This is a genomic window from Ruegeria sp. SCSIO 43209 (genome assembly GCF_019904295.1).
Classification (GTDB): Bacteria; Pseudomonadota; Alphaproteobacteria; order Rhodobacterales; family Rhodobacteraceae; genus Ruegeria.
Window position 1 is genome coordinate 153,168 of record NZ_CP065359.1, and the last position, 22,757, is coordinate 175,924.

Here is a 22,757-nt window from a genome sequence, read left to right on the forward strand (position 1 = left end):
GGATAAAAGAAGGGCCGGTCCTTGTTGGACCGGCCCGTTTTCATTCTCAGGTCGTCGGTTTAGACGAAGAACTGTGCCCCGTTTGCCGAAATGGTCGAGCCGTTGATGAACTGCGAATCGTCCGATGCCAGGAAGGCGACGCAGCGCGCGATTTCTTCCGGTTCACCCAGACGACCAGCCGGGATCTGGCCGATGATCGATTCGCGGACCTTTTCCGGCACTGCCATGACCATCTCGGTCGCGATATAACCGGGGCAGATGGCATTGGCGGTGATACCCGCCCGTGCGCCTTCCTGCGCCAGAGACTTCACAATCCCCAGATCACCTGCTTTCGTCGCAGCATAGTTGACCTGCGCAAACTGACCTTTCTGACCGTTGATCGAGCTAATCACGATGATACGACCAAATTTACGCTCGCGCATGCCCGGCCATACCGGGTGCACGGTGTTGAAGACGCCGGTCAGGTTGGTGTCGATAACCTGATGCCATTGCTCAGGCGTCATCTTGTGGAAGGGTGCATCACGGGTGATGCCAGCGTTGGCGACCACGATGTCGATCGGGCCAACCTCGGCCTCGACTTTTTCGATGCCCGCTTTGGATTCGTCATAATCCGCAACATTCCATTTATAGGTCTTGATACCGGTTTCGTCGGTGAACTTTGCGGCGGCTTCGTCATTGCCTGCATAAGTGGCGGCAACATTGTATCCTTCGGCCTTCAGCGCCTTGGAAATTGCTGCGCCGATGCCGCGGGAACCGCCGGTTACGAGTGCTGTACGTGCCATTTAGGACTCCTCCAAATTTAGTCGTCTTGGTAATTCTGTTACTCTGAGAGTTAAGGATGCGCAATATCGTTTCGTGCTCGATCTTATCTTTCTGTCCGGCGATATTGTCGCATCTAAGGGATATGATCCGATTGTAACAAAAAAGGGCGCCCAGTGGACGCCCTTTTGTATTTGGTTTTCAGCGCACTTAGTCACGCTCCACGCACAGTGCAACGCCCATGCCGCCGCCGATGCAGAGGGTCGCAAGGCCCTTCTTGGCATCCCGGCGCTTCATTTCGAACAGCAGGGTGTTCAGAACCCGGCAACCGGATGCACCGATCGGGTGGCCGATAGCAATCGCACCGCCGTTCACGTTCACGATCGACGGGTCCCAACCCATGTCTTTGTTCACGGCGCAGGCTTGCGCTGCGAAGGCTTCGTTTGCTTCGACCAGATCCAGATCATCGACCGACCATCCAGCTTTCTCCAGCGCCTTGCGCGAAGCGTAGATAGGGCCAACGCCCATGATCGACGGGTCAAGTCCGGCGGTCGCGTAGGATGCAATTCGGGCCAAGGGCTCAATCCCACGCTTTTCGGCATTCTCAGCCGACATCAGCAGGGTGGCTGCGGCACCGTCATTCAGGCCCGAAGCGTTTGCGGCTGTGACAGAACCGTCCTTGGCGAAGGCCGGGCGCAGTTTGCCCATGGCTTCGATCGTCGCGCCGTGGCGGATGTATTCGTCCTTGTCCATCACGATGTCGCCCTTGCGGGTCTTGATGGTGAAGGGCACGATTTCGTCGGCGAACTTGCCAGCGTTCTGGGCGGCTTCGGCCTTGTTTTGCGAGGCGACGGCAAATTCATCCTGCATATCGCGGCTGATCTGCCATTTCTCGGCCACGTTCTCAGCCGTCTGGCCCATGTGATAGCCGTTGAAGGCATCCCACAGACCATCGCGTATCATGGTGTCGATATACTTCATGTCACCCATTTTGTGACCGGCGCGCAGGGCGGCGGCGTGGGGCGACAGGGTCATGTTTTCTTGTCCACCGGCGGCTACGATCTCGGCATCGCCCAACTGGATGTGCTGAGCGCCCAGGGCGACAGCGCGCAGGCCCGAGCCACAAACCTGGTTGATGCCCCAAGCCGCGCTTTCCTGCGGCAGACCTGCATTGATATGCGCCTGACGCGCTGGGTTCTGGCCTTGAGCAGCAGTCAGAACCTGGCCCATGATGGTTTCGCTTACCTCGCCCTTATCGATCCCGGCGCGTTCTACAACGGCCTCAAGGACGGCAGCGCCCAGATCATGTGCGGGGGTGTTCGCAAACGAACCGCTAAAGCTACCGACGCCCGTACGTGCGGCGGATGCGATTACTACGTTGGTCATAAAGTCAATCCTTTACCGTCATGGTCCTGTGGGAAATCTGACGGCGCGGTTTGAGGAGAAGTCTTCTCCGGGTGCAAGAGCGCCTCGTGATCCCCCGCTCAAGCATCTTCTGCAATAGCGCAATGCTGCATCTGCAGCAACGGACAGCTTGTCTCAGAGTGAGCCTTGGCGGTGTTCCGCGCGACCAGCTGCTATCAACTGCCCGTTTTTGCAGCTTTTTTCGAGCTCCAGGGCGGAGTGACTGAAGGCGCTCCATACAGAAAGCCCTGCAGACAATCGACACCATTTGCGATCAGGAAATGAGCATCTTCGTCACTTTCGACCGATTCGGCGGTGACAAGAATTTCGAATTCCCGCGCAACTGCAATCAGTGCGCGCGCCAGCGATTGATTGTCGGGATTGCTGCTGATGCCCCTGATGAACTGCCCATCGATCTTGGCGGCATCGAACAGAAATTCACGAAAGTGGCGAAAGCCAAAGTTACTGGCCCCAAAATCATCCAGCGCAAAGGCGATACCGCGGGCTTGTTGGCGATCCATGAAATCTACCACCAGTTCGGGCACCTGCATCGCCGAAGATTCTGAGATTTCCAGAATCAACCTTTCGCCCAAGCTTGTGTCTTTTTTCAGAAACCTATCCAGCACACGCGACCAGTTGGAATAACCGATGGACCGCGCGGACATGTTGATCGACAGGCGGATGCCAGGGTTGCGGATCAGAGTGCGCAGCCCCATTTCAAGCGCGACGCAATCAAGGTCCCGGCCAATTGGCGTGTTCTCAACCTGTGGCATGAACTCGCGCGCGGGGATGACGCGGCCGGTTTCATCCAATACACGGATGAACCCTTCGTAGAACGCGATTCCCTGAGGAGGATGTGCTTGAACGACAGGCTGGAACGCCAGCCTGCATTGTCTATGCTTTACGGCTTCGGTCGCCATCTGTACCACCGATCGATCCCGTGAAGTGACGGCGGCGCTCAAAGGGTCGTCCGATCCCTCGGGCAGGTCTGCGCGTTTCCTGTTTCCCATGACGTACCGTTCCCCTGATCCCGATGATTTTGGCCGGGGCCAGTTTCAGGGAAGACAGGTAAAACCGGGGTTAACGCTCAAAATTTTATCGCAGGTGGTGGGGCGGAAGATCAGTGTGTTGATTGCCATGCATGACGCAGCGAAGCAGCTGCACCGATAAGCGCTCCTAAAAGTCCCAGCGCGGCCATGACAAATCCCAACCCCAATAGCGCGGGCATTGCTCCGTTGAGTGCGACGGTCATTGTGATGACGAGGCCCAGCAAACCTGTGATCGTAGAAATTCTCATCAGCTTTGACATGCGGACCTCCGGAAATGCACTCTTAAAACATCTCAGGGGATATGGAGCGCTTGTGCCAAATTTCAAGCAAAGAAAAGGTCTTTTTGAGACCTAGGCCCGCTTGGCTGTGGAAGCAGGTGATTTGGTGCCGAACTGCTCGAATCCCGGTGTGCCGTGATCTTGCGGATGGCGGACAAGGTGCTTGGCCTTGATCTGTTGGGAATTGTCGCGGCTGCCATCGTGGCTATAGCCCGGAGGGGCAAAACAATAAGCCAGACGTTGGCGCAAGGTCAGGCCCGGTTGGGTGGCGTCCCGCCAGATTCCAACCCATTCATGAAACGCCACGCGCAGCGGATTGAACGTGCCGATATTGTGGACAAGCCCATAGTCGACCTTGTCATCTTCTTGCTCGGGGACAAATGTGCCGAACATCTTGTCCCAGATGATAAAGACACCCGCATAGTTGCAATCAAGATATCGCGCATTTCGCCCATGATGGGCGCGGTGGTGACTGGGCGTATTCATGACGGCTTCGAACCAGCGCGGCATTTTGCCGATCGCTTCGGTATGGATCCAGAATTGGTAGATCAGGTTCAGACCTCCGACGAACAGCACCATCGCCGGGTGAAAGCCTAGTAAGATTAGCGGCGCACGTACCACCATCATAAAGGTGAATGTATAGGTCCAGGTCTGCCGCAGCGCCGTTGTCAGGTTGTAATGCTGTGAGCTGTGGTGGTTCACATGACTGGCCCAGACCCAGCGAATGCGGTGCCCAAAGCGGTGCACCCAGTAATACCGCAGATCGTCCAGTACAAAGCACAAGATGATGACCGGGATCGAGGTCCCTAGGTTGAGCGGTGTTATCTGCCACAGCCACATGAAAAACGCATATGCGATGAAGCCCAGCAAAAAGCCCGAGGCGATATTGCCTGCCCCCATGATCAGCGAGGTCAAGGCATCGCGGGTTTCGTACCTACCGCCCCGGCCTTTGATCGCGATCCAAAGGAATTCGGCCAGAATGGCCGCGATGAAGAAGGGCACGGCCCATTGCACCGCGTCGGGAAAGCTCACGTGATCGGTCATGCGGGATCCATCAGATATTGCCAGTGCTGGCGTTCGGTCTCATCAAGGTGGACGATGACCCGAGGAGTGCTGAAATCGTGGAACAGGACTTCAAAGCCTTCGGGATGATCCAGCCAATCGAAATCCCGTAAATGGCGGGCCACGGTATCGGCACCAAAGGACCACAGCAGACCGGCTCCGGTTTCGGTTCGGATAAGGGCGGCGTGACTATCATGGGCAACGGTTACGTCAATGATTGAATCATCTGGAAAGTGACGCAGCCACTGTTCCTGTGCTGTCTTGGGCGTCAGCACTTGCAAGCGTGATTTGCCCGTCAGATGCAGCAGCAAGGCGACCCCGGCAATGCCGCCGACGACGAGGATCAATAGTATTTCCAGCGGCATTCCATCCTCCTGCAGATAACCTGCAAGCGGGCGATTTGTCTGTCAAAGGTGGCGTGGCGTCAGCCGCTTTCCAGGCTTTCCAGAATCTCATGCTGGACGATGCGTGCGACAAACGGCATTAACCCGTCAGGGCCAGAGGCCCGATCTTTGAGATGGATGCAGATATCGGGCCTTCGCGCGGCGATGATGCCAACCATTTCTCCGCGTATCTTGTCATCAAGACCCGCGCCCATGATCGCACAGGCGATGCGCGGTTCCGCGTCCAGCTGCCGCCGCACCTCATCCTGATCATGCGCGCCCAGCCACTGAATCGGCAGGTGATCCAGTTGTTGTGCCACGTTGCCGATTACATTCGGCAACCGCCCAATCAACAGAACTACCGGTTTCATCGGAGTCTCCCTTTCTTCCGGTCGCAAACGAAAACCGGCCCGTTGGGGCCGGTCTCATTCTAACACAGATTTTCTGCAAGAGCGCGCGGGACCTCAGCTATTGCCTTCGACAAGCGCTGAAATTATCGCCTTGGCACTGTCCGAGTTCCATTCTGCATCACCGATCAGGCGTGCGATCTCATTGCCATCGGGGTCGATGATCACAGTGATCGGCAGGCCAATCACTCCCATTTCGCGTGCAACCGCCTGTTTCGGATCCTGATGGCGCGGCAAGTTGTCGATGCCGTTTTCGTCAAAGAACTTCTTGATCCCGGCAGGTGTGTTGCGACCGGTCGCCAGGGTCAGAACCTCGAATTTGTCACCGCCAAACTCCTGTTGCAGTTCAGCGATCTGAGGCATTTCTTTGCGGCACGGCGCACACCATGTGGCCCAGAAGTTCAGCAGCACATACTTGCCTTTGTAGTCGGCCAGCGATCCGGTGCCACCATCATCTTCTAGTTCAAAATCGACCACTTTGACCGGCTTGGGCTCACTATGCAGTATCAGCCGCTTCAGGCTGCCCTCACGCAATGGGCCAAGCGTTGCCGCATCTGTTGCCAAAGCGGCGTTTGCACCCAGCGCTAGGGCCATATAAAGGGGGATCAGACGTAACAGGCGCATATCAACTCCGGGTTTTCTTTCATGACCGATCAATCTTCGAACCAGATGTGGGGCGGCCGCTTTGCCGCTGGTCCAGACGCGATCATGGAGGCGATAAATGCCTCGATCGGGTTCGATCAGCGGATGGCAGCCCAGGACATCGCAGGCTCGCGCGCCCATGCCGCCATGCTGGCTGCCACAGGCGTTATTACTGATAGTGATGCGCACGCCATTCGGGAAGGCCTGCTCACCGTTTTGTCAGAAATTCAGAACGGAGAATTTCAGTTCTCGACTGCGCTGGAAGACATTCACATGAATGTCGAGGCGCGACTGAAAGAGGTGATCGGAGAACCCGCAGGCCGTCTGCACACTGGCCGGTCGCGAAACGACCAGGTGGCGACCGATTTCAAACTCTGGGTTCGCGACCAGCTAGATGCCGCAGAATCCGGTCTTCTGGCCCTGATCCGCGCGCTTTTGGCGCAGGCCGAGGCCGGGGCAGACTGGGTCATGCCCGGTTTCACCCACCTGCAAACCGCGCAGCCGGTAACCTGGGGTCACCACATGATGGCCTATGTCGAGATGTTTGGCCGCGATCTGTCCCGCGTGCGCGACGCCCGTGCCCGGATGAACGAATCCCCCTTGGGCGCAGCCGCGTTGGCCGGGACCTCTTTCCCAATCGACCGCCAGATGACAGCCGAGGCGCTGGGCTTCGACCGCCCCGCAGCCAACTCATTGGACGCTGTCAGCGACCGCGACTTCGCGTTGGAGTTCCTGTCGACCGCCTCGATTTGCGCCATGCACTTGTCGCGCTTTGCCGAGGAATTGGTAATCTGGTCCTCGGCCCAATTCCGGTTTGTATCACTGTCTGATCGCTTCTCGACTGGTTCATCAATCATGCCGCAAAAGAAGAACCCCGATGCAGCTGAGCTCATCCGTGCCAAGGTTGGCCGCATATTTGGTGCGAATACTGGCCTGATGATGGTGATGAAGGGGCTGCCGCTGACCTATTCCAAGGACATGCAGGAAGACAAAGAACAGGTATTTGATGCGGCAGATAACTGGATGCTGGCACTTGCCGCGATGGAAGGCATGGTCAAGGACATGACCGCCAATCGCGAAAGCCTGGCTGCCGCTGCCGGGTCTGGCTTTTCAACTGCGACCGACCTGGCCGACTGGTTGGTCCGCGTGCTGGGCCTGCCCTTCCGCGACGCGCACCATGTCACTGGATCGCTGGTGGCCATGGCTGAAAGCAAGGGCTGCGACCTACCGGATCTGACGCTGGAGGACATGCAATCGGTCCACGCGGACATCACCGACGACGTCTATTCTGTTCTTACCGTCGAAAATTCGGTAAACTCTCGCCAATCCTATGGCGGCACCGCACCGGATCAGGTGCGGGCCCAGATCAAGCGATGGAAGGCGCTGGTGTAATGCAGATACGACGGGTGGTGCTATTGATTGCGGTCGCAGCGGCCTTGGCCGGGTGTGGTGCCGATGGCGAACCCATACAGCCCACCATGAGCGCAAGCGTCGGCGTAGGCAGCAGCGGCACCTATGGTGGTGTTGGCGTTGGTCTCAGACGCGGTGGGCTGGGCGTTTATCTGGGGCTCTGAACTCCAAAATTGCAATTTGCTGATCGCACACCCATCTGCATCTGACACATCCTGAATGACAAAGAGAAAATGCATGAGACCTGCCGGCCTGATCCTCTGCCTCGCCGTACTTGCAGCTTGCGACCCGTCAGGCGCACCCCGAACGGAACCAACCGCCGCACCTAGCGGGTCCGGGGTCTCGGTTTCAGGATATGCGAGGGTTGGCGCGTCAAAGACATTCTGAACCGCGACGGTGACCACAACCCTACCGGAATCATTTGATCCACATACCTCTTTTGGTCTAAGCGCGCGGTATGGATCATTTTCTCTACCGCGACGGCGCGCTTTTCGCCGAGGATGTGCCAATCTCCGAAATCGCTGCCGCGGTCGGAACCCCGTTCTATGTCTATTCGACGGCGACGCTGCAGCGGCATTTCAAGCTGTTCGATGACGCGCTTGAGGGCACTGATCACCTAGTCTGCTATGCGATGAAAGCGGCCAGCAATCAGGCCATCCTGAAGACGCTGGCGCAGGCAGGTGCGGGAATGGATGTGGTTTCGGGCGGGGAATATCTGCGCGCCAAAGCCGCGGGCGTGCCCGGAGACAAGATTGTCTTTTCGGGCGTCGGCAAGACAGCGGATGAGATTCGTACCGCTCTGACCGGTGGCATTCGTCAGTTCAACGTCGAATCCGAGCCCGAAATGCAGGTGATCAATGCGGTTGCACTGGAATTGGGCAAGGTTGCGCCGATCACTGTTCGGGTGAATCCGGACGTGGATGCAAAAACCCACGCCAAGATCGCCACCGGCAAGTCCGAGAACAAGTTCGGTATCCCAATCTCGCGTGCGACCGAGGTTTATGCACTGGCCGCAAGCCTTCCGGGACTGGAGGTGATTGGGATCGATGTCCATATCGGATCGCAACTAACCGAGCTTGAGCCGTTTGAACTGGCTTATATGAAGGTTGCGGAACTGACAGAGCGCCTACGCGCAGAGGGGCATAACATCCGCCGCCTCGATCTGGGCGGTGGTTTGGGTATTCCTTATGCCCGTTCCAACGACGCGCCTCCGCTGCCGGTTGAATATGGTGCGATGGTTAAGAAAACACTGGGCCATCTGGGCTGCGAGATCGAGATTGAGCCCGGTCGACTGATCGCTGGCAATGCGGGTCTGATGGTGTCCAAGGTCATCTATGTTAAATCCGGCGAAGACCGCGATTTCCTGATCCTCGATGGCGCAATGAACGACCTGATCCGCCCCGCGATGTATGAGGCGTATCATGATATAGTGGCGGTCGAAGAACCTGCCGCAGGGGTCGAACAGCGCCCGTATGATATCGTTGGTCCGGTCTGTGAATCCGGGGATACCTTTGCAAAACAACGCAACATGCCGGCTTTGAAATCGGGCGATCTTATCGCATTCCGCAGTGCAGGTGCCTACGGTGCAGTCATGTCTAGCGAATACAATACGCGGCCCCTGATCCCTGAGGTTCTGGTGAACGGGGATCAATTTGCCGTAATTCGTGAACGCCCAAGCTTTGACGAAATCATAAACCGCGATACCATACCTGAGTGGCTTTGACGCGATAGGCGCGTCGGGCCGATCAGGAGGCCCGCCTTGCGCGACAACCAGACCTTGCCAATTCCAAGACTGTCCCTGTGGCTGACGCACGGGGGTATGCTGGCTGAGCAGGTGATGCGCGCCTTCTGGCCGTTCTTTTCTATTCTTATGGCGCTGCTGGCCGCCCTGATGCTGGGTCTGCACGATCTTGTGCGCATTGAAGCCGTTTGGATTTCTGCAGCGGTCGCATTGATTGCTTTAATTGCGACAGCGGTTTTGGGAATCAGACGGTTCCACCTGCCAACCCGGGCCGAGGCGCTGGTTCGGCTGGATGAAACCCTGCCCGGACGCCCGATACAAGCACTGATGGACGATCAGGCAATCGGTGCGATGGATGCGGATTCGGTGGCACTGTGGCATGCGCACCAGACGCGCATGGCAGATCGTGCATCAAAGGCCGATCCGGTGAAACCCGACTTGCGGCTGGCGTCTCGCGATCCCTATGCGCTTCGCTATGCTGCCTTATTGGCACTCGTCGTTGCGGCTCTGTTCGGCTCGTTCTGGCGGATAGGCTCGGTCGCTGACATGACGCCGGGGACCGCTCAGGCGGGGCAGGGCCCGACTTGGGAGGGTTGGATTGAACCGCCGCGCTACACCGGGCTGCCAACGCTCTACCTTGCCGATCAGACCGATCCGACGTTGACGGTGCCTAAAGGCAGCCGCATCACACTTCGGTTCTACGGCGAGATCGGCGCGCACAGCCTGACAGAATCTTCGACACCTCTGGGCACCGAAGCCGCGACAGAACCGGAACAGGAATTTGTTGCGGAACGCTCGGGCCAAATGCGGATTGATGGCCCGGCAGGGCGCGATTGGGCGCTTGAGATCCTTCCAGACACTGCCCCCAGGATCGCGACGGCAGGAGTGGCGCAATCAGAGGCTGGCGGACAGATGAAGCTGCCCTTCGCTGCTGCGGATGACTATGGAATCGTCTCCGGCACCGCCCGGATCGAATTGGACCTGCCTGCGGTCAACCGTCAATTCGGTCTTGCGACCGAGCCTGAACCGCGCGAGATCATTACGGTCGAGTTGCCAATGCCGATTACAGGCGATCGGACCGATTTCACCGAAGACTTGATCGAGGATTTCTCGCAGCACCCTTGGGCACATTTGCCGGTAAAAATAACCCTCATGGCTATCGACGCGGCAGATCAAGAGACGGTGGCAGAACCTTATCTGACAGAACTGCCGGCCCGTAGGTTCTTTGACCCATTGGCTGCTGCGGTGATCGAACAGCGGCGCGATCTGCTCTGGTCGCGCGAAAACGCGCTGCGTGTATCGCAATTGCTGCGTGCGGTTTCGCACCTACCCGAGGACCTGTTCCGCTCAGATACAGCGTATCTGCGTCTGCGTGTGATCCTGCGGCGGCTGGAGACCTTCGACAAATACGGCGCACTGAACGTCAAACAGCAGGAAGAAATTGCGCAAGCGCTGTGGGATCTGGCGGTTCTGATCGAGGATGGCACGCTGGCCGACGCACTGGAACGGATGCGCCGTGCGCAGGAGCGTCTGACCGAAGCGATGCAGAACGGTGCCAGCGACGAAGAGATTGCCGAACTGATGCAGGAGCTGCGCGAAGCGACACAGGATTACATGCGGCAACTCCAGCGTCTGGCGCAGGAAAACGGTGAGACGCAGCAAGGACAGCAGGGCCAGAACGGCGAAACCCTGCAGATGACGCAGGATGACCTGCAGCGAATGATGGACCGCATTCAGGAGCTCATGGAACAAGGCCGCATGGCCGAGGCGCAGCAGGCATTAGAAGAGTTCCAGCAAATGATGGAAAACATGCGCGTCACACAGGGGCAGGGCCAAGGTGGCCAGTCCGAAGGACAGCAGGCCATGGAAGGGCTGGCAGAAACCCTGCGCGAACAACAGGGCCTCAGCGATCAGGCATTCCGCGACCTGCAGGAACAGTTCAACCCCGGTGCGCAAGCGGGCGAAAGTCAGGGCAATGAGGGTCGCAACGGTGGTCTGGGACGCGGCCAGAGCCATGAAGGCCAGGGCGGCCAGGGCCAGGGTCAGGATGAGGCTGGTGAAGGCCAGCAAGGTCAGGGGTCACTGGCGGATCGGCAGCAGGCGCTGCGGGATGAGTTGAGTCGGCAACAACAAGGTCTGCCCGGCGGTGGTACACCCGAAGGCGACGCTGCGCGCGAAGCATTGGGCCGTGCGGGCCGGGCCATGGACGACGCCGAAGACGCCTTGCGCAGCGATGATCTGGCCGAGGCGATTGACCGTCAATCCGAGGCGATGGAAGCCTTGCGCGAAGGCATGCGTTCACTGGGCGAAGCCCTGGCGCAGAACCAGCAGAACCAGCCGGGTCAAGGGACCGAGGCCGGCGACATGCAGGCCAATAACCGCGATCCATTGGGTCGTACGCCAGGTTCCGCGGGATCAATCTCGACCGACGACAACCTGCTGCAAGGCGAAGATGTATATCGCCGTGCGCGCGAGTTGCTGGATGAAATCCGCCGCCGGACCGGTGAACAGGATCGGCCTCAGATCGAGTTGGAATACCTCAAGCGATTGCTCGAAAGGTTCTAGTTCTGCCCTGCGCCCCCAGTCTGTGTCTCAAGCCAAAGGCGCGCTTGATCGACCAGTGAGACATATGATTTCAGCATCGGATCGGCTTGCGGAACCGCCTCGCTGATCTGATTGGCATTGCCATATATCAGAAACAGAATGACGCCGATGATAATGATCAAGGCAAAGCCACGCAGAAACCCACCGGATTTGCGGGCCGGAGCAACGGCTTCAGCTTCGTCCGATGTCAAGTCGCTGCGCAGACCCGAGTTGATCGCCTCAACATCCGGCAGCTCATCTTTCTGACCTGCGTCAGCGGCGGTTTCAGTGGCCGAGGGCCGTTTCGGTTTGACTTTGGGCTCTTCAGGCGGATCCAATGCCAGATCAGGTTGGCTTTCCAGATTGCTGCCTTCACGCTCGCGCAGTTCTGCCTCGCGTGCAGCCTCTTCCTTGAGGATGCTGGATACCGCTGGGTCTACGTTTCCAACACTCAATTCCTCGGGCGCATCGGGTTCTGGTGTGTCTTCTACCTTAACCTTTTCTGGCTCGGCCTTGGCCGCATCGGGTTCTGGCGCATCCTCTGACTTAACATCTTCCGGTTCGGCAAAGGCTGCCTGGATTGCACTCGCAGATTTCGCTTCCAGCTCTGCTTTGCTGGCGACTGGATACTTTTCCTGAAACCAGGTCTCTTCGCAAGCCGAGCATTGAACTTCGCGCCCGTCCTCGGGGATCACTTCGTCCGGGACTTCGTACTGGGCGCTGCAATTCGGACACGTTAAACGCATTCTGCCTCCTGGCCTTCAAGGCTGGCCTGATAATAGTTTTTTCAGGGATGATATTCCGTTAAGACCCAACAGCAAAGCGTGTTTTCGGTTTCGCGGGCCAAGTGTCGCCAATTGGCCCCGCCCGAGGCATTGAATCCACCGCTGCGCTCGGGCAAGAGGTGAGCAGAACAAAGGGGGCAGGCGTGATCGAGCTGGAGAATATCAGCTATACCTACGGCGGTGGTGAGTTGCTGAGCGATGTTTCGCTGCAATTGCAGCCCGGATCGTTCCACTTTCTGACCGGGCCTTCGGGTGCGGGCAAGACCACATTGCTGAAACTCTGTTATGGCGCGTTGTTGCCAACCTCGGGCAGGTTGATGGCCTTTGGCGAGGATATCGCCCGCATGGACCGTGATCAGATGGCGCTGCTGCGCCGCCGAATTGGCGTGGTGCATCAGGATTGCCGATTTTTGGATCACATGACGCTGGCCGAGAATGTCGCGTTGCCGCTGATGGTCTCGGGGCGCTCTGAAAATGGGCAGCAGGACGATCTGACCGAACTGCTTGGCTGGGTCGGGCTTGGCAGCAGGCTTGAGGCGCACCCGCCTGAACTATCGGGGGGCGAACGCCAGCGTGCCGCATTGGCCCGCGCAGTCATCCTATCGCCCGATGTGGTGCTTGCGGATGAACCCACCGGCAATGTGGACTGGGAGATGTCGCAACGACTTCTGCGCCTGTTGGTCGAATTGAACAGGATGGGAAAAACCGTGCTGATCGCCACCCATGACCTAAGCCTGATCCGCGCCGCCAAAAGCCAGGTTCAGGCTCGCGTACTGCGTATCGCGCAGCGCCGGGTGCAGCTTGCGGGGGCGGATCTATGAGCAAGGGCACGATCCGCAATTTGCTGCGCCGTGACAGCCGCGCCGACCGGGTGGTGCCACCCACGGGCTTTACGGCGCAATTGACCCTGTTCGTGTCTGGCGCAATGGCCTTTCTGGCGGTGTTTGCGCTGGCTCTTTCGTTAGCCTCGGGCCGTGTGGCGGATCGTTGGGCTTCAGAGTTGGCGGGGGCAGCGACCTTGCGGATCAATGCCCCTGCAGATCAACGTGCGGCGCAAACCGAGGCTGCTTTGAATGTCCTCCAGCAAACGCCGGGTGTGGCTTCGGCTCGCGCGTTGACGAGCGAAGAGCAGGCCACACTGCTGTCACCCTGGTTCGGACCGGACTTGCCTCTGGACACTTTACCAATCCCGCAGCTGATAGAGATTATCGAAGGTGAGCCGGGTCTTGATGCGGCTGGCCTGCGGCTGCGGCTAGGGGCTGAGGTGCCGGGCGCAGTGCTGGATGATCACACTCGCTGGCGCGAGCCATTGGTTGATGCGGCCAATTCACTGCGGCGTCTGGGCTGGATTTCGATCCTGCTGATCGGTGGCGCCACTGCCGCTATGATCACGCTTGCCGCCAACGCCTCGCTTGCCGCCAACGCGCAGATAATCGAGGTTCTGCGTCAGGTCGGCGCGCGGGACCGGTTCATCGCCGGAGCGTTCGTGCGCCGCTTTACGTTCCGGGCGCTGTTTGGAGCAGCAGTTGGCACTTTGCTGGGTATGACGGGTGTATTTTTGCTCCCCGAAGCCTCGGATGCGGGTGGTTTTCTCACTGGCCTTGGGTTTCAGGGTATCGGTTGGATCCTGCCCGTGCTGATCCCGGTATTGGGCGCGGCCGTTGCGTTTCTGGCCACATGGTCAGCCGCGCAGCGCAAGTTGAAGGAGCTTTCGTGATGTTCATGGCTATTCAATGGGTCCGGTCGCTGATCTTTATGATCACCATCTATGCCTGGATGCTGGTGCTGGGGCTTGTCTTTGCCCCCTATGCGCTGTTCGCCAAGCGTGGCGCATTGCGAGCATGCAAAACCTATGCGCGCACAACCAAGTGGTTGGCCCGCTGGATGGTTGGTATTCGCTGCGAAGTGCGCGGGGAAGTCCCACATGGCGAGGTTGTGATCGGCGCCAAGCACCAGTCGTTTCTGGACATCATCATAATCTTCGACGCCATCCCGCACGGCAAGTTCATCATGAAGCGAGAGCTTCTGTGGACGCCGGTCATTGGCATGTATGCGCGCCGTCTGGGATGTATCCCGGTCAATCGCGGAAAACGAGGGGCGGCGGTTGCCAAAATGGTCAAGGATGTTGCGCGCGAGTTCAGCGAACCCGGTCAGTTGGTGATCTACCCGCAAGGTACGCGCGTCGCGCCAGGGGTACACAAGCCTTACAAGGTTGGAACGGCGGTTCTGTATGAAGGGCTCGGGTTCCCGTGCGTGCCAGTTGCCACCAATGCGGGCGTCTTCTGGCCCAGAACCGGTGTCATGCGCAAGCCAGGCACCGCGATTGTCGATTTCCTTAATCCGATTGAACCCGGCGTTGCGCGGAATGCCTTTCTTGAGCAGCTGGAAAACGTGATTGAGACACGCTCGAACGAATTGATGAGAGAAGTGGGGTTTGACCCGGATGGAATTCGTTAAGGATATCACTGCCCTTGAGGCTCTGTATGGCACGCCCGGAGCAGCCTCGATCCGCAAAGTGGCGCGGCGGCTAACACCGCTCTACCGCAAATGGATTATGGCCTCACGCTTGTGTATCCTCAGCACCGTCGGCTCCGAAGGTGTCGATGGCAGCCCGCGTGGAGATGAAGGGCCAGTTGTGTTGGAACTGGACCAAGGCACCCTGGCACTGCCGGATTGGCGGGGAAACAACCGCTTGGATTCCCTGCGAAATATCGTACTCGATCCACGCGTCTCATTGTTGTTCATGGCGCCCGGTTCGAACAATGTGGTTCGGGTAAATGGGAACGCTCAACTGACTGCTGATGAAGCCCTGCGCGCCCGGTTCGAAAAACACGGAAAACGCCCCGCAACCGTAATCGTAATCGAGATATCCGAGATTTACACACAATGCGCGCGCGCCCTGATCCGGGCCAGAACCTGGAGTGGCCACGATGAAAGCGAGGGCCTGCCGACGGCTGGCGAGATATTGTCGGAAATGACGTCAGGAGAGGAAGGCGGCGCGCAATATGATCAGGAATGGGGTGCCCGCGCCGCTAGAACCATGTGGTAGGCAAGGATGGCTCTGATTCAGCCGATCACCTCACCGATCAGCATCTGCGGTTTGACATTGGTGAAGTTTGGCAGATCGGCCAGGACAGGGCCTGCCTTTGACATAGCGTCGTTCATGGCGTCCTGATCTTCAAACATGATCGTTGCGATCGCGTAATGACCTGCTGGCGCTTCAGGGCCTCCCGCAATGCCTTTGGTTACGACCGTACGTTCGATATGTGACCCCATGTGCTCGCCGACAAGCGGAAGATGTGTGTCGACATAATAGTCGAAATCGAAATGTGTTTCTGTACCTATGGGATAGATCACCTGTAAACTGACGCTCATCTGACTTCCTTTCCAAAAGCAATGGAGTCAGTAAACCGCGTCTGATCACCTGCCGCAAATGGTTTTGAGCGACACGGGGTGCCGCTCAAGGAGACTAGGTAGAGGACCTGCTCAGGTTTGGTCAGCTATGAATTGGCCCGTCACCACAGGCGAGCGCCGCCTCGCGCACTGCTTCGGAATAGGTCGGGTGAGCGTGACAGGTCAGGGCCAGATCTTCGGCTGATGCGCCGAATTCCATGGCGACGCAAACCTCGTGGATCAGGTCTCCGGCCGCGGGGCCGATGATATGCGCGCCCAGAATGCGATCGGTTTCTTTGTCTGCCAGAATCTTGACGAACCCGTCGGCTGCGAAATTCGCCTTGGCCCGGCCATTGCCCATGAACATGAACTTGCCGACCTTGTAGGCGCGGCCCTGTTCTTTGAGTGTCGCTTCGGTCTCACCCACATTGGCCACCTCGGGCCAAGTGTAGATGACCCCAGGAATAACACCATAGTTCACATGACCATGCTTGCCTGCAACCTGCTCGGCTGCGGCCATGCCCTCGTCTTCAGCCTTGTGGGCCAGCATCGGGCCTTCGGTCACGTCGCCGATGGCGTAGATGCCCGGCACGTTGGTCTGCCAATCACTGCCGACCTTGATCTGGCCGCGCGGGGTCATCTCGACGCCCAAAGCGTCCAGCCCCAGCCCATCCGAATATGGCTTGCGCCCGGTGGCCACCAGCACAGTATCGGCATCGATGACATGCTCGCTGTCATCCTTGAGCAGCTTGTACGTTACCTTGGCTTTGGTCTTGGTGGCTTCGGTCTTTTGCACCGCAGCGCCCATGACGAACTTCAAACCCTGTTTCTTCAGGATACGCTGGAAAGTCTTCTGAACCTCGGGGTCCATACCCGGCGTGATTTCCTTGAGGAATTCGATCACCGTCACCTCTGCGCCCAAACGGCTGTAGACCGAGCCCAATTCAAGCCCGATCACACCGGCACCGATCACAATCATTTTCTTGGGAACTTTGCCCAGAGACAACGCGCCAGTCGAAGTCACCACGACCTTTTCGTCAACCTCGACGCCAGGCAGTGCCGATGGCTCAGAGCCCGAAGCGATAATGATGTTCTTGGTCTCATGGACCTCATCACCAACCTTGACCCTGCCCGCAGCAGGGATTGAGCCCCAGCCTTTCAGCCAATCGATCTTGTTCTTCTTGAACAGAAACTCGATGCCCTTGGTGTTGCCATCGATGACCTCGTCCTTGTAGGCCTGCATCTGCTTCCAATCGACCGAAGGTGACTTCCCCTTCAGACCCATCTTTGCAAAGTTGTGTTCGGCTTCGTGCAACTGATGGCTGGCATGCAACAATGCTTTCGAGGGGATGCAGCCCACGTTCAGGCAAGTCCCACCCAGCGTCTCGCGCCCCTCGACAACTGCGGTTTTAAGGCCCAGTTGGGCGCAACGGATGGCGCAGACATAGCCGCCGGGTCCGGCGCCGATTACGATGACGTCATAATTTGCCATTACATTCTCCTAAATCGACCGGGTGATCCGGCAGCGTTCCGATCCGGTATGGCGGGTCGGGTACCTATATTTCAAACGGGTTCCAGCAGCTTGATTGATATATGCGCAATGCCGCCGCGTTCATGGTGCATCGCCAGTTCTTCGGACCCAAAAAAGGCTTTGGCCTTATCCAGATTCATAACCTCGAACATCGCTATCGCATGATCCCGCTGATCTGGATCGCGCCAGACATGCAGGTCGCGGATACCCGCGGCCTTGCGCATCGGTTGATCCTCGCGGAACACCTTCAGCCAGGCATCGAAATCGGCCACATCGGCTTGCCACAGTACATGAGTCGCCATCTTACAGATCCATCAGCAGACGGCGCGGGTCTTCCAGCGCCTCTTTTACGCGGACAAGGAATGTCACAGCACCCTTGCCGTCCACAATACGGTGATCATAGGACAGCGCCAGATACATCATCGGGCGGATTTTGATCTCACCATTGATGACCATGGGACGATCCTGGATCTTGTGCATGCCCAGAATGCCCGATTGCGGCGGGTTCAGGATCGGTGAAGACATCAGCGAGCCGTAGACGCCTCCGTTCGAGATCGTGAAAGTGCCGCCCTGCATTTCCGCCATCGAGAGTTTACCGTCACGGGCGCGCTTGCCTTTTTCGGCGATGGCTTTCTCGATCGCTGCGAAAGACATCGAGTCCGCATCCCGGATGACTGGAACCACCAGCCCTTGCGGCGTACCTGCGGCCACACCCATATGCACGAAGTTCTTGTAGACGATGTCATTGCCGTCGATCTCGGCATTCACTTCGGGCACTTCTTTCAGCGCATGACAGCAGGCCTTGGTGAAAAAGGACATAAAGCCCAGACGTACGCCATGCTTCTTCTCGAACTGGTCCTTGTACTGGTTGCGCAAAGCCATCACCTCAGTCATGTCCACCTCGTTATAGGTGGTCAGGATCGCGGCGGTGTTCTGCGCGTCTTTCAGGCGCTTGGCGATGGTTTGGCGCAGACGGGTCATGCGCACGCGCTCTTCGCGGCTCGCATCCTCGGCAGCCACAGGCGCGCGCGGAGCTTGGGCAGCGGGGGCGGGCACAGCCGCCGCAGGCGCTGGGGCCGTAGCTGCTGCAACTGCCTTTGCCACGTCTTCTTTCATGATACGACCATCGCGTCCGGTGCCAGTGACCTGATCCGCAGACAGACCAGCTTCGGCCATCGCTTTCTCAGCCGATGGAGCGTTGGACACGTCTTTACCTGTGCTGGCTGCAGCCGGAGCGGCGACGGCCGCCACCGGAGCCGCTGCCGCACCTGCGGCTGCGCCCGAGATCACCGCCAATTTGGCAGAAGCATCGACCGTGCTGCCTTCAGGCGCAACGATTTCAGCCAGAACGCCTGCCGCCGGGGCAGGGACCTCGACCGAGACCTTGTCGGTTTCCAGTTCGCACAGCATTTCATCCTGTGCAACGCTGTCGCCGACCTGTTTGAACCATGTCGAGACTGTAGCCTCGGTGACGGATTCACCCAATGTCGGCACCATCACATCTACACTGCCGCCTGATGCTGCGGGTGCCGCTGCCGCCGGGGCCGGGGCCGGGGCCGCCGCTGCCGGAGCAGGCGCAGCCCCTTCGCCCGCCGCTATCGTGGCAAGCAGGGCATCGACGCCCACGGTCTCACCTTCGGCTGCAACGATCTCACCCATCACGCCAGCAGCGGGTGAGGGCACCTCAACCGTAACCTTGTCAGTCTCCAACTCGCACAGCATCTCATCTACGGCGACTGCATCGCCGGGTTTTTTGAACCAAGTCGCAACGGTGGCTTCGGTGACAGACTCGCCCAGCGTGGGAACACGAACTTCAATCGTCATCGTTTACTTTCCTTCAATGCTCAGCGCTTCGTTCACCAGCGCTTCTTGTTGGGCTTTGTGTTGGCTGGCCAGACCCGTCGCGGGCGAGGCCGAAGTTGCGCGACCGGCATAGACCGGACGGGTGTGTTTTGCGCCAATGCGGGTCAGAACCCATTCGATATTGGGCTCAATAAAGGTCCAAGCACCCTGGTTCTTGGGTTCTTCCTGACACCAGACCATCTCGGCCCCCTTGAAGCGCTCAAGCTCGTTGATCAGCGAATGCGCGGGGAAAGGATAGTATTGCTCGATCCGCATTAAGTAGATGTCGTCGATGCCGCGCGCATCGCGTTCCTCAAGCAGATCAAAATAGACCTTGCCCGAGCACATGACGACCCGCTTGATCTTGTCATCTGCCACCAGTTTAGTGTCCGAGTTGCCCTGTTGAGCATCATCCCACAGCACCCTATGGAAGCTCGAGCCTGTGGTGAATTCCTCGGCCTTGCTGACCGCCAGCTTATGGCGCAGCAGCGACTTCGGCGTCACCAGGATAAGCGGCTTGCGGAAGGTCCGGTGCAATTGACGGCGCAGGATGTGGAAATAGTTCGCAGGCGTTGTGCAGTTCGCCACGATCCAGTTGTCCTGACCGCACATTTGGAGAAACCGCTCAAGCCGTGCGGATGAGTGCTCTGGGCCTTGCCCTTCGAACCCATGCGGCAGCAGCGTGACCAGACCAGACATCCGCAGCCACTTCGATTCACCCGAACTAATGAACTGATCGAACATGATCTGCGCCCCGTTGGCGAAATCGCCAAACTGTGCCTCCCAGAGAACAAGCGCGTTGGGCTCGGCCAGTGAATAGCCATACTCGAACCCAAGCACCGCGTATTCGGACAGCATCGAGTCAATCACGTCATAATGTGATTGGCCCTTGCGGATATTGTTCAGCGGGTAATACCGTTCCTCGGTTTCCTGATGGACAAATCCAGAATGGCGTTGGCTGAATGTGCCACGCGTCGCGTCCTGTCCGGCCAAACGTACAGGGTAGCCTTCGGTCAGCAGAGAGCCAAACGCCAGAGCCTCGCCCGTTGCCCAGTCAAAGCCGGTTCCGTTTTCGAACATCTGTTTCTTGTGGTCCAGCAACCGGCCCACGGTTTTGTGCATCGCAAAACCTTCGGGGGCGCTGGTCAGAGCGGTGCCGATCTCGGCCAGCGTCTCTGGTGTAATTGCGGTTTCACCGCGCATGTATTCGTCTTTGTGCTTGTCCAGATGCGACCAGCGCCCATCCAGCCAGTCGGCTTTGTTTGGCTTGTAGTCTTTCCCGGCATCGAACTCTTCATTCAGATGTGCCTGAAAGGCCGCCTTCATGTCTTCAATCTCGCCTTCGGGGATAAGCCCGTCCCTGACAAGGCGCTCGGTATACAACGACAACGTGGTCTTATGCGTCTTGATCTTCTTGTACATGATCGGGTTGGTGAACATGGGCTCGTCGCCCTCGTTATGACCAAACCGGCGATAGCAGAAAATATCCAGCACCACGTCCTTGTGGAACTTCTGGCGGAACTCGGTCGCCACCTTGGCGGCATGCACCACCGCCTCGGGGTCGTCGCCATTCACGTGGAAGATGGGAGCTTCAACCATCAGCGCGATATCCGTGGGATAAGGGCTGGAACGGCTGAAATGTGGCGCGGTGGTAAAGCCGATCTGGTTGTTCACCACGATATGCATGGTGCCGCCGGTCTTGTGCCCCTTCAGGCCCGACAGGCCAAAGCCTTCGGCGACAACGCCCTGACCGGCAAAGGCCGCATCACCGTGCAAGAGGATGCCCATCACCTTGGTGCGGTCTTCGTCGTTCAACTGGTCCTGCTTGGCGCGGACCTTACCCAGAACCACCGGGTTCACCGCCTCAAGGTGCGAGGGGTTTGCGGTCAGCGACAGGTGAACGCTATTGCCATCGAACTCTCGGTCGCTTGACGCGCCGAGGTGATATTTCACGTCGCCTGATCCATCCACGTCTTCGGGCTTGAAGCTGCCGCCCTGAAACTCGTTGAAGATCGCGCGATAGGGCTTGCCCATCACATTGGCCAGAATGTTCAGACGACCCCGGTGTGGCATACCGATGACGATATCGCTGAGGCCCAAGGCGCCGCCGCGCTTGATGATTTGTTCCATCGCGGGGATCAGTGCCTCGCCACCATCCAGACCAAACCGCTTGGTGCCCATGTATTTCACATGCAGGAATTTCTCGAAACCCTCGGCCTCGACCATCTTGTTCAGGATCGCCTTGCGGCCTTCCTTGGTGAAGGCGATTTCCTTACCGAACCCCTCGATGCGTTCCTTCAGCCACGCGGCCTCTTCCGGGTTCGAGATATGCATGTATTGGAGCGCGAAGGTGCCGCAATAGGTCCTCTTCACGATCTCGACGATTTGGCGCATGCTGGCCATCTGCAGGCCCAGCACGTTGTCAATAAAGATCGGTCGATCCATGTCAGCATCGGTGAACCCGTAAGTCTTCGGGTCCAGCTCGGGATGCGTACTGGCGGCGCGCATGCCCAGCGGGTCCAGATCAGCTGCCAGATGTCCCCGGATACGATAGGCCCTGATCAGCATCAGCGCCCGCAGGCTGTCCAGCACCGCGCGCTTGATCTGGTCATCACTGACCTCAACACCCTTGGCCGCCGCCTTATCCTTGATTTTGTTGCCCGCTGCTTTGGCGTCGATCTCGGCCCACTCGCCAGTCAACGCACCCGTCAGATCATCGGCAGGCATCGGAGGCCAATCGCTGCGCGCCCACGAAGGGCCCTCGGCCTCGCGCTGCACATCCGGCGCGTCATCGCCCATGGCCTTGAAGAACTCGACCCAGGCTGCGTCGACCGCACCGGGGTTCTTGGTGTACTGGGCATAAAGCTGCTCCAGATATTCGGCATTATGCCCCTGCATGAAGCTTGAGGCATGAAAGGCGGTGTTGGGCGAGTGTTCGGTCATTGGGCTACCTCATATGGGTTGGGACCGTATTGGTTGGTGCCTGGTTCGCTGGGGCGGGTCAGCCACCACAGAACCAGGAGGGGCGACACAAACAGGACAAGAAGTGTCGGAATGACAATAAGAAGAGTTGCGCGGGTGAACAGGATATCCAACGTGCCGCCATGGAACTGGCTGGCAAGGCCGATGCCAAAGATCAGGACGGCAAGCGCACCAAGTATCAGCAGGATCGGCAGCAGAGCATAAAGCCCGCTGCGCCCGGTATCATGCATCCGCCGCCATGCAACGGCCAGATGCGGGAAGAAGACAATCAGGCTGACGATGCTTTGGACCGGGCCTGTTGAGGTGGCCGTGACGGATTTGGATGTTTCGGTTTCAGTCACTGCGACCTGAGTGAAGAACTGCCAGTCGATGATCCCGGCGATGATGCTCCAGATCACGATGAACAGGAAAAAAAACCAGTATTCGGGCCGCGAGGCACGGCCCGAAAAGGTGAAAAACTTGGAGAAACAGGTTTTAATGGCTTCGCCGAAAGTCATGTTTACCGC

General features: G+C 58.3%; 23 protein-coding genes. 8 read left to right on the forward strand and 15 right to left on the reverse strand.

Annotated elements, in window-relative coordinates; genetic code table 11:
* Positions 1–59: 59 nt before the first annotated feature.
* From phbB to I5192_RS00835, 8 genes are all read right to left on the reverse strand, one after another.
* Positions 60–782: an acetoacetyl-CoA reductase gene (gene phbB, locus I5192_RS00800; protein ID WP_170395744.1), complete on the reverse strand. Its 723-nt coding sequence runs from the start codon at positions 780–782 to the stop codon at positions 60–62.
* A 187-nt stretch (positions 783–969) separates the two neighbouring features.
* Positions 970–2,145 (reverse strand): acetyl-CoA C-acetyltransferase, encoded by a 1,176-nt coding sequence (locus tag I5192_RS00805; protein WP_039540509.1) that lies wholly within the window; start codon positions 2,143–2,145, stop codon positions 970–972.
* 194 nt (positions 2,146–2,339) lie between these two features.
* Positions 2,340–3,173, reverse strand: a complete 834-nt coding sequence (locus I5192_RS00810) for an EAL domain-containing protein (protein ID WP_223117533.1) — start codon at positions 3,171–3,173, stop codon at positions 2,340–2,342.
* A gap of 110 nt (positions 3,174–3,283) precedes the next feature.
* Positions 3,284–3,472 (reverse strand): hypothetical protein, encoded by a 189-nt coding sequence (locus tag I5192_RS00815; protein ID WP_223117534.1) that lies wholly within the window; start codon positions 3,470–3,472, stop codon positions 3,284–3,286.
* A gap of 90 nt (positions 3,473–3,562) precedes the next feature.
* The gene (locus I5192_RS00820; RefSeq protein WP_170395752.1) at positions 3,563–4,534 is read right to left on the reverse strand and encodes a sterol desaturase family protein; all 972 of its coding nucleotides are present in this window, start codon (positions 4,532–4,534) and stop codon (positions 3,563–3,565) included.
* Positions 4,531–4,917, reverse strand: a complete 387-nt coding sequence (locus tag I5192_RS00825; protein WP_170395754.1) for a hypothetical protein — start codon at positions 4,915–4,917, stop codon at positions 4,531–4,533. Before I5192_RS00825 ends, I5192_RS00820 begins: the two co-directional genes overlap by 4 nt.
* Positions 4,918–4,976: 59 nt before the next feature.
* Positions 4,977–5,306 (reverse strand): hypothetical protein, encoded by a 330-nt coding sequence (locus tag I5192_RS00830; RefSeq protein ID WP_170395756.1) that lies wholly within the window; start codon positions 5,304–5,306, stop codon positions 4,977–4,979.
* 93 nt (positions 5,307–5,399) lie between these two features.
* The gene (locus I5192_RS00835) at positions 5,400–5,966 is read right to left on the reverse strand and encodes a TlpA disulfide reductase family protein (protein WP_170395758.1); all 567 of its coding nucleotides are present in this window, start codon (positions 5,964–5,966) and stop codon (positions 5,400–5,402) included.
* 21 nt (positions 5,967–5,987) lie between these two features.
* On the opposite strand from I5192_RS00835, the gene argH reads away from it, so the two are divergent.
* The 4 genes from argH (at position 5,988) to I5192_RS00855 (ending at position 11,700) form a co-directional block, all read left to right on the forward strand.
* Positions 5,988–7,376, forward strand: a complete 1,389-nt coding sequence (argH, locus tag I5192_RS00840; RefSeq protein WP_170408352.1) for an argininosuccinate lyase — start codon at positions 5,988–5,990, stop codon at positions 7,374–7,376.
* A complete protein-coding gene (locus I5192_RS00845) occupies positions 7,376–7,558 on the forward strand; it encodes an argininosuccinate lyase (RefSeq protein WP_170395762.1) in 183 nt (60 codons plus the stop codon). Before argH ends, I5192_RS00845 begins: the two co-directional genes overlap by 1 nt.
* 293 nt (positions 7,559–7,851) lie before the next feature.
* A complete protein-coding gene (gene lysA / locus I5192_RS00850; protein ID WP_223117535.1) occupies positions 7,852–9,117 on the forward strand; it encodes a diaminopimelate decarboxylase in 1,266 nt (421 codons plus the stop codon).
* Between the two features lie 96 nt (positions 9,118–9,213).
* A complete protein-coding gene (locus tag I5192_RS00855) occupies positions 9,214–11,700 on the forward strand; it encodes a TIGR02302 family protein (RefSeq protein ID WP_255612156.1) in 2,487 nt (828 codons plus the stop codon).
* On the opposite strand, the gene I5192_RS00860 is transcribed toward I5192_RS00855, so the two are convergent.
* The gene (locus tag I5192_RS00860) at positions 11,697–12,464 is read right to left on the reverse strand and encodes a zinc-ribbon domain-containing protein (protein WP_223117537.1); all 768 of its coding nucleotides are present in this window, start codon (positions 12,462–12,464) and stop codon (positions 11,697–11,699) included. The two genes, I5192_RS00855 and I5192_RS00860, sit on opposite strands and share 4 nt — an antisense overlap.
* 182 nt (positions 12,465–12,646) lie before the next feature.
* On the opposite strand from I5192_RS00860, the gene I5192_RS00865 reads away from it, so the two are divergent.
* The 4 genes from I5192_RS00865 to I5192_RS00880 are packed head-to-tail and all read left to right on the forward strand — an operon-like array spanning position 12,647 to position 15,552.
* Positions 12,647–13,324, forward strand: a complete 678-nt coding sequence (locus I5192_RS00865) for a cell division ATP-binding protein FtsE (protein WP_170423929.1) — start codon at positions 12,647–12,649, stop codon at positions 13,322–13,324.
* The gene (locus tag I5192_RS00870) at positions 13,321–14,220 is read left to right on the forward strand and encodes an ABC transporter permease (RefSeq protein ID WP_223117538.1); all 900 of its coding nucleotides are present in this window, start codon (positions 13,321–13,323) and stop codon (positions 14,218–14,220) included. Before I5192_RS00865 ends, I5192_RS00870 begins: the two co-directional genes overlap by 4 nt.
* The gene (locus I5192_RS00875) at positions 14,220–14,960 is read left to right on the forward strand and encodes a 1-acyl-sn-glycerol-3-phosphate acyltransferase (RefSeq protein ID WP_170395772.1); all 741 of its coding nucleotides are present in this window, start codon (positions 14,220–14,222) and stop codon (positions 14,958–14,960) included. The genes I5192_RS00870 and I5192_RS00875 overlap by 1 nt, the downstream gene beginning before the upstream one ends.
* Positions 14,947–15,552, forward strand: coding sequence for a pyridoxamine 5'-phosphate oxidase family protein (locus I5192_RS00880; RefSeq protein ID WP_223117539.1), 606 nt, complete (start codon positions 14,947–14,949; stop codon positions 15,550–15,552). Before I5192_RS00875 ends, I5192_RS00880 begins: the two co-directional genes overlap by 14 nt.
* Before the next feature lie 17 nt (positions 15,553–15,569).
* Here I5192_RS00880 and I5192_RS00885 read toward each other — a convergent pair whose 3' ends face one another.
* The 6 genes from I5192_RS00885 to I5192_RS00910 all read right to left on the reverse strand — a co-directional run bounded on the left by I5192_RS00885 (position 15,570) and on the right by I5192_RS00910 (position 22,748).
* Complete coding sequence (locus tag I5192_RS00885; protein WP_170513910.1) at positions 15,570–15,878, reverse strand: EthD family reductase; 309 nt, start codon at positions 15,876–15,878, stop codon at positions 15,570–15,572.
* A gap of 121 nt (positions 15,879–15,999) precedes the next feature.
* On the reverse strand, positions 16,000–17,388 hold the full coding sequence (gene lpdA, locus I5192_RS00890; protein ID WP_223117540.1) for a dihydrolipoyl dehydrogenase: 1,389 nt from the start codon (positions 17,386–17,388) through the stop codon (positions 16,000–16,002).
* 71 nt (positions 17,389–17,459) lie between these two features.
* Positions 17,460–17,729, reverse strand: a complete 270-nt coding sequence (locus I5192_RS00895; RefSeq protein WP_170395780.1) for a hypothetical protein — start codon at positions 17,727–17,729, stop codon at positions 17,460–17,462.
* Between the two features lies 1 nt (position 17,730).
* Positions 17,731–19,251: a 2-oxoglutarate dehydrogenase complex dihydrolipoyllysine-residue succinyltransferase gene (gene odhB / locus I5192_RS00900; RefSeq protein ID WP_223117541.1), complete on the reverse strand. Its 1,521-nt coding sequence runs from the start codon at positions 19,249–19,251 to the stop codon at positions 17,731–17,733.
* A gap of 3 nt (positions 19,252–19,254) precedes the next feature.
* Positions 19,255–22,212, reverse strand: coding sequence for a 2-oxoglutarate dehydrogenase E1 component (locus I5192_RS00905; RefSeq protein ID WP_170513076.1), 2,958 nt, complete (start codon positions 22,210–22,212; stop codon positions 19,255–19,257).
* The gene (locus I5192_RS00910) at positions 22,209–22,748 is read right to left on the reverse strand and encodes a DUF805 domain-containing protein (RefSeq protein ID WP_170408341.1); all 540 of its coding nucleotides are present in this window, start codon (positions 22,746–22,748) and stop codon (positions 22,209–22,211) included. The genes I5192_RS00905 and I5192_RS00910 overlap by 4 nt, the downstream gene beginning before the upstream one ends.
* Between the last annotated feature and the right edge of the window lie 9 nt (positions 22,749–22,757).

Bases quoted from the DNA above. Each gene is read 5' to 3' on its own strand.
- phbB (WP_170395744.1), bottom strand. From the start codon at position 782: ATGGCACGTACAGCACTCGTAACCGGCGGTTCCCGCGGCATCGGCGCA.
- I5192_RS00805 (WP_039540509.1), bottom strand. From the start codon at position 2,145: ATGACCAACGTAGTAATCGCATCCGCCGCACGTACGGGCGTCGGTAGC.
- I5192_RS00810 (WP_223117533.1), bottom strand. From the start codon at position 3,173: ATGGGAAACAGGAAACGCGCAGACCTGCCCGAGGGATCGGACGACCCT.
- I5192_RS00815 (WP_223117534.1), bottom strand. From the start codon at position 3,472: ATGTCAAAGCTGATGAGAATTTCTACGATCACAGGTTTGCTGGGCCTC.
- I5192_RS00820 (WP_170395752.1), bottom strand. From the start codon at position 4,534: ATGACCGATCACGTGAGCTTTCCCGACGCGGTGCAATGGGCCGTGCCC.
- I5192_RS00825 (WP_170395754.1), bottom strand. From the start codon at position 4,917: ATGCCGCTGGAAATACTATTGATCCTCGTCGTCGGCGGCATTGCCGGG.
- I5192_RS00830 (WP_170395756.1), bottom strand. From the start codon at position 5,306: ATGAAACCGGTAGTTCTGTTGATTGGGCGGTTGCCGAATGTAATCGGC.
- I5192_RS00835 (WP_170395758.1), bottom strand. From the start codon at position 5,966: ATGCGCCTGTTACGTCTGATCCCCCTTTATATGGCCCTAGCGCTGGGT.
- argH (WP_170408352.1), top strand. From the start codon at position 5,988: ATGACCGATCAATCTTCGAACCAGATGTGGGGCGGCCGCTTTGCCGCT.
- I5192_RS00845 (WP_170395762.1), top strand. From the start codon at position 7,376: ATGCAGATACGACGGGTGGTGCTATTGATTGCGGTCGCAGCGGCCTTG.
- lysA (WP_223117535.1), top strand. From the start codon at position 7,852: ATGGATCATTTTCTCTACCGCGACGGCGCGCTTTTCGCCGAGGATGTG.
- I5192_RS00855 (WP_255612156.1), top strand. From the start codon at position 9,214: ATGCTGGCTGAGCAGGTGATGCGCGCCTTCTGGCCGTTCTTTTCTATT.
- I5192_RS00860 (WP_223117537.1), bottom strand. From the start codon at position 12,464: ATGCGTTTAACGTGTCCGAATTGCAGCGCCCAGTACGAAGTCCCGGAC.
- I5192_RS00870 (WP_223117538.1), top strand. From the start codon at position 13,321: ATGAGCAAGGGCACGATCCGCAATTTGCTGCGCCGTGACAGCCGCGCC.
- I5192_RS00875 (WP_170395772.1), top strand. From the start codon at position 14,220: ATGTTCATGGCTATTCAATGGGTCCGGTCGCTGATCTTTATGATCACC.
- I5192_RS00880 (WP_223117539.1), top strand. From the start codon at position 14,947: ATGGAATTCGTTAAGGATATCACTGCCCTTGAGGCTCTGTATGGCACG.
- I5192_RS00885 (WP_170513910.1), bottom strand. From the start codon at position 15,878: ATGAGCGTCAGTTTACAGGTGATCTATCCCATAGGTACAGAAACACAT.
- lpdA (WP_223117540.1), bottom strand. From the start codon at position 17,388: ATGGCAAATTATGACGTCATCGTAATCGGCGCCGGACCCGGCGGCTAT.
- I5192_RS00895 (WP_170395780.1), bottom strand. From the start codon at position 17,729: ATGGCGACTCATGTACTGTGGCAAGCCGATGTGGCCGATTTCGATGCC.
- odhB (WP_223117541.1), bottom strand. From the start codon at position 19,251: ATGACGATTGAAGTTCGTGTTCCCACGCTGGGCGAGTCTGTCACCGAA.
- I5192_RS00905 (WP_170513076.1), bottom strand. From the start codon at position 22,212: ATGACCGAACACTCGCCCAACACCGCCTTTCATGCCTCAAGCTTCATG.
- I5192_RS00910 (WP_170408341.1), bottom strand. From the start codon at position 22,748: ATGACTTTCGGCGAAGCCATTAAAACCTGTTTCTCCAAGTTTTTCACC.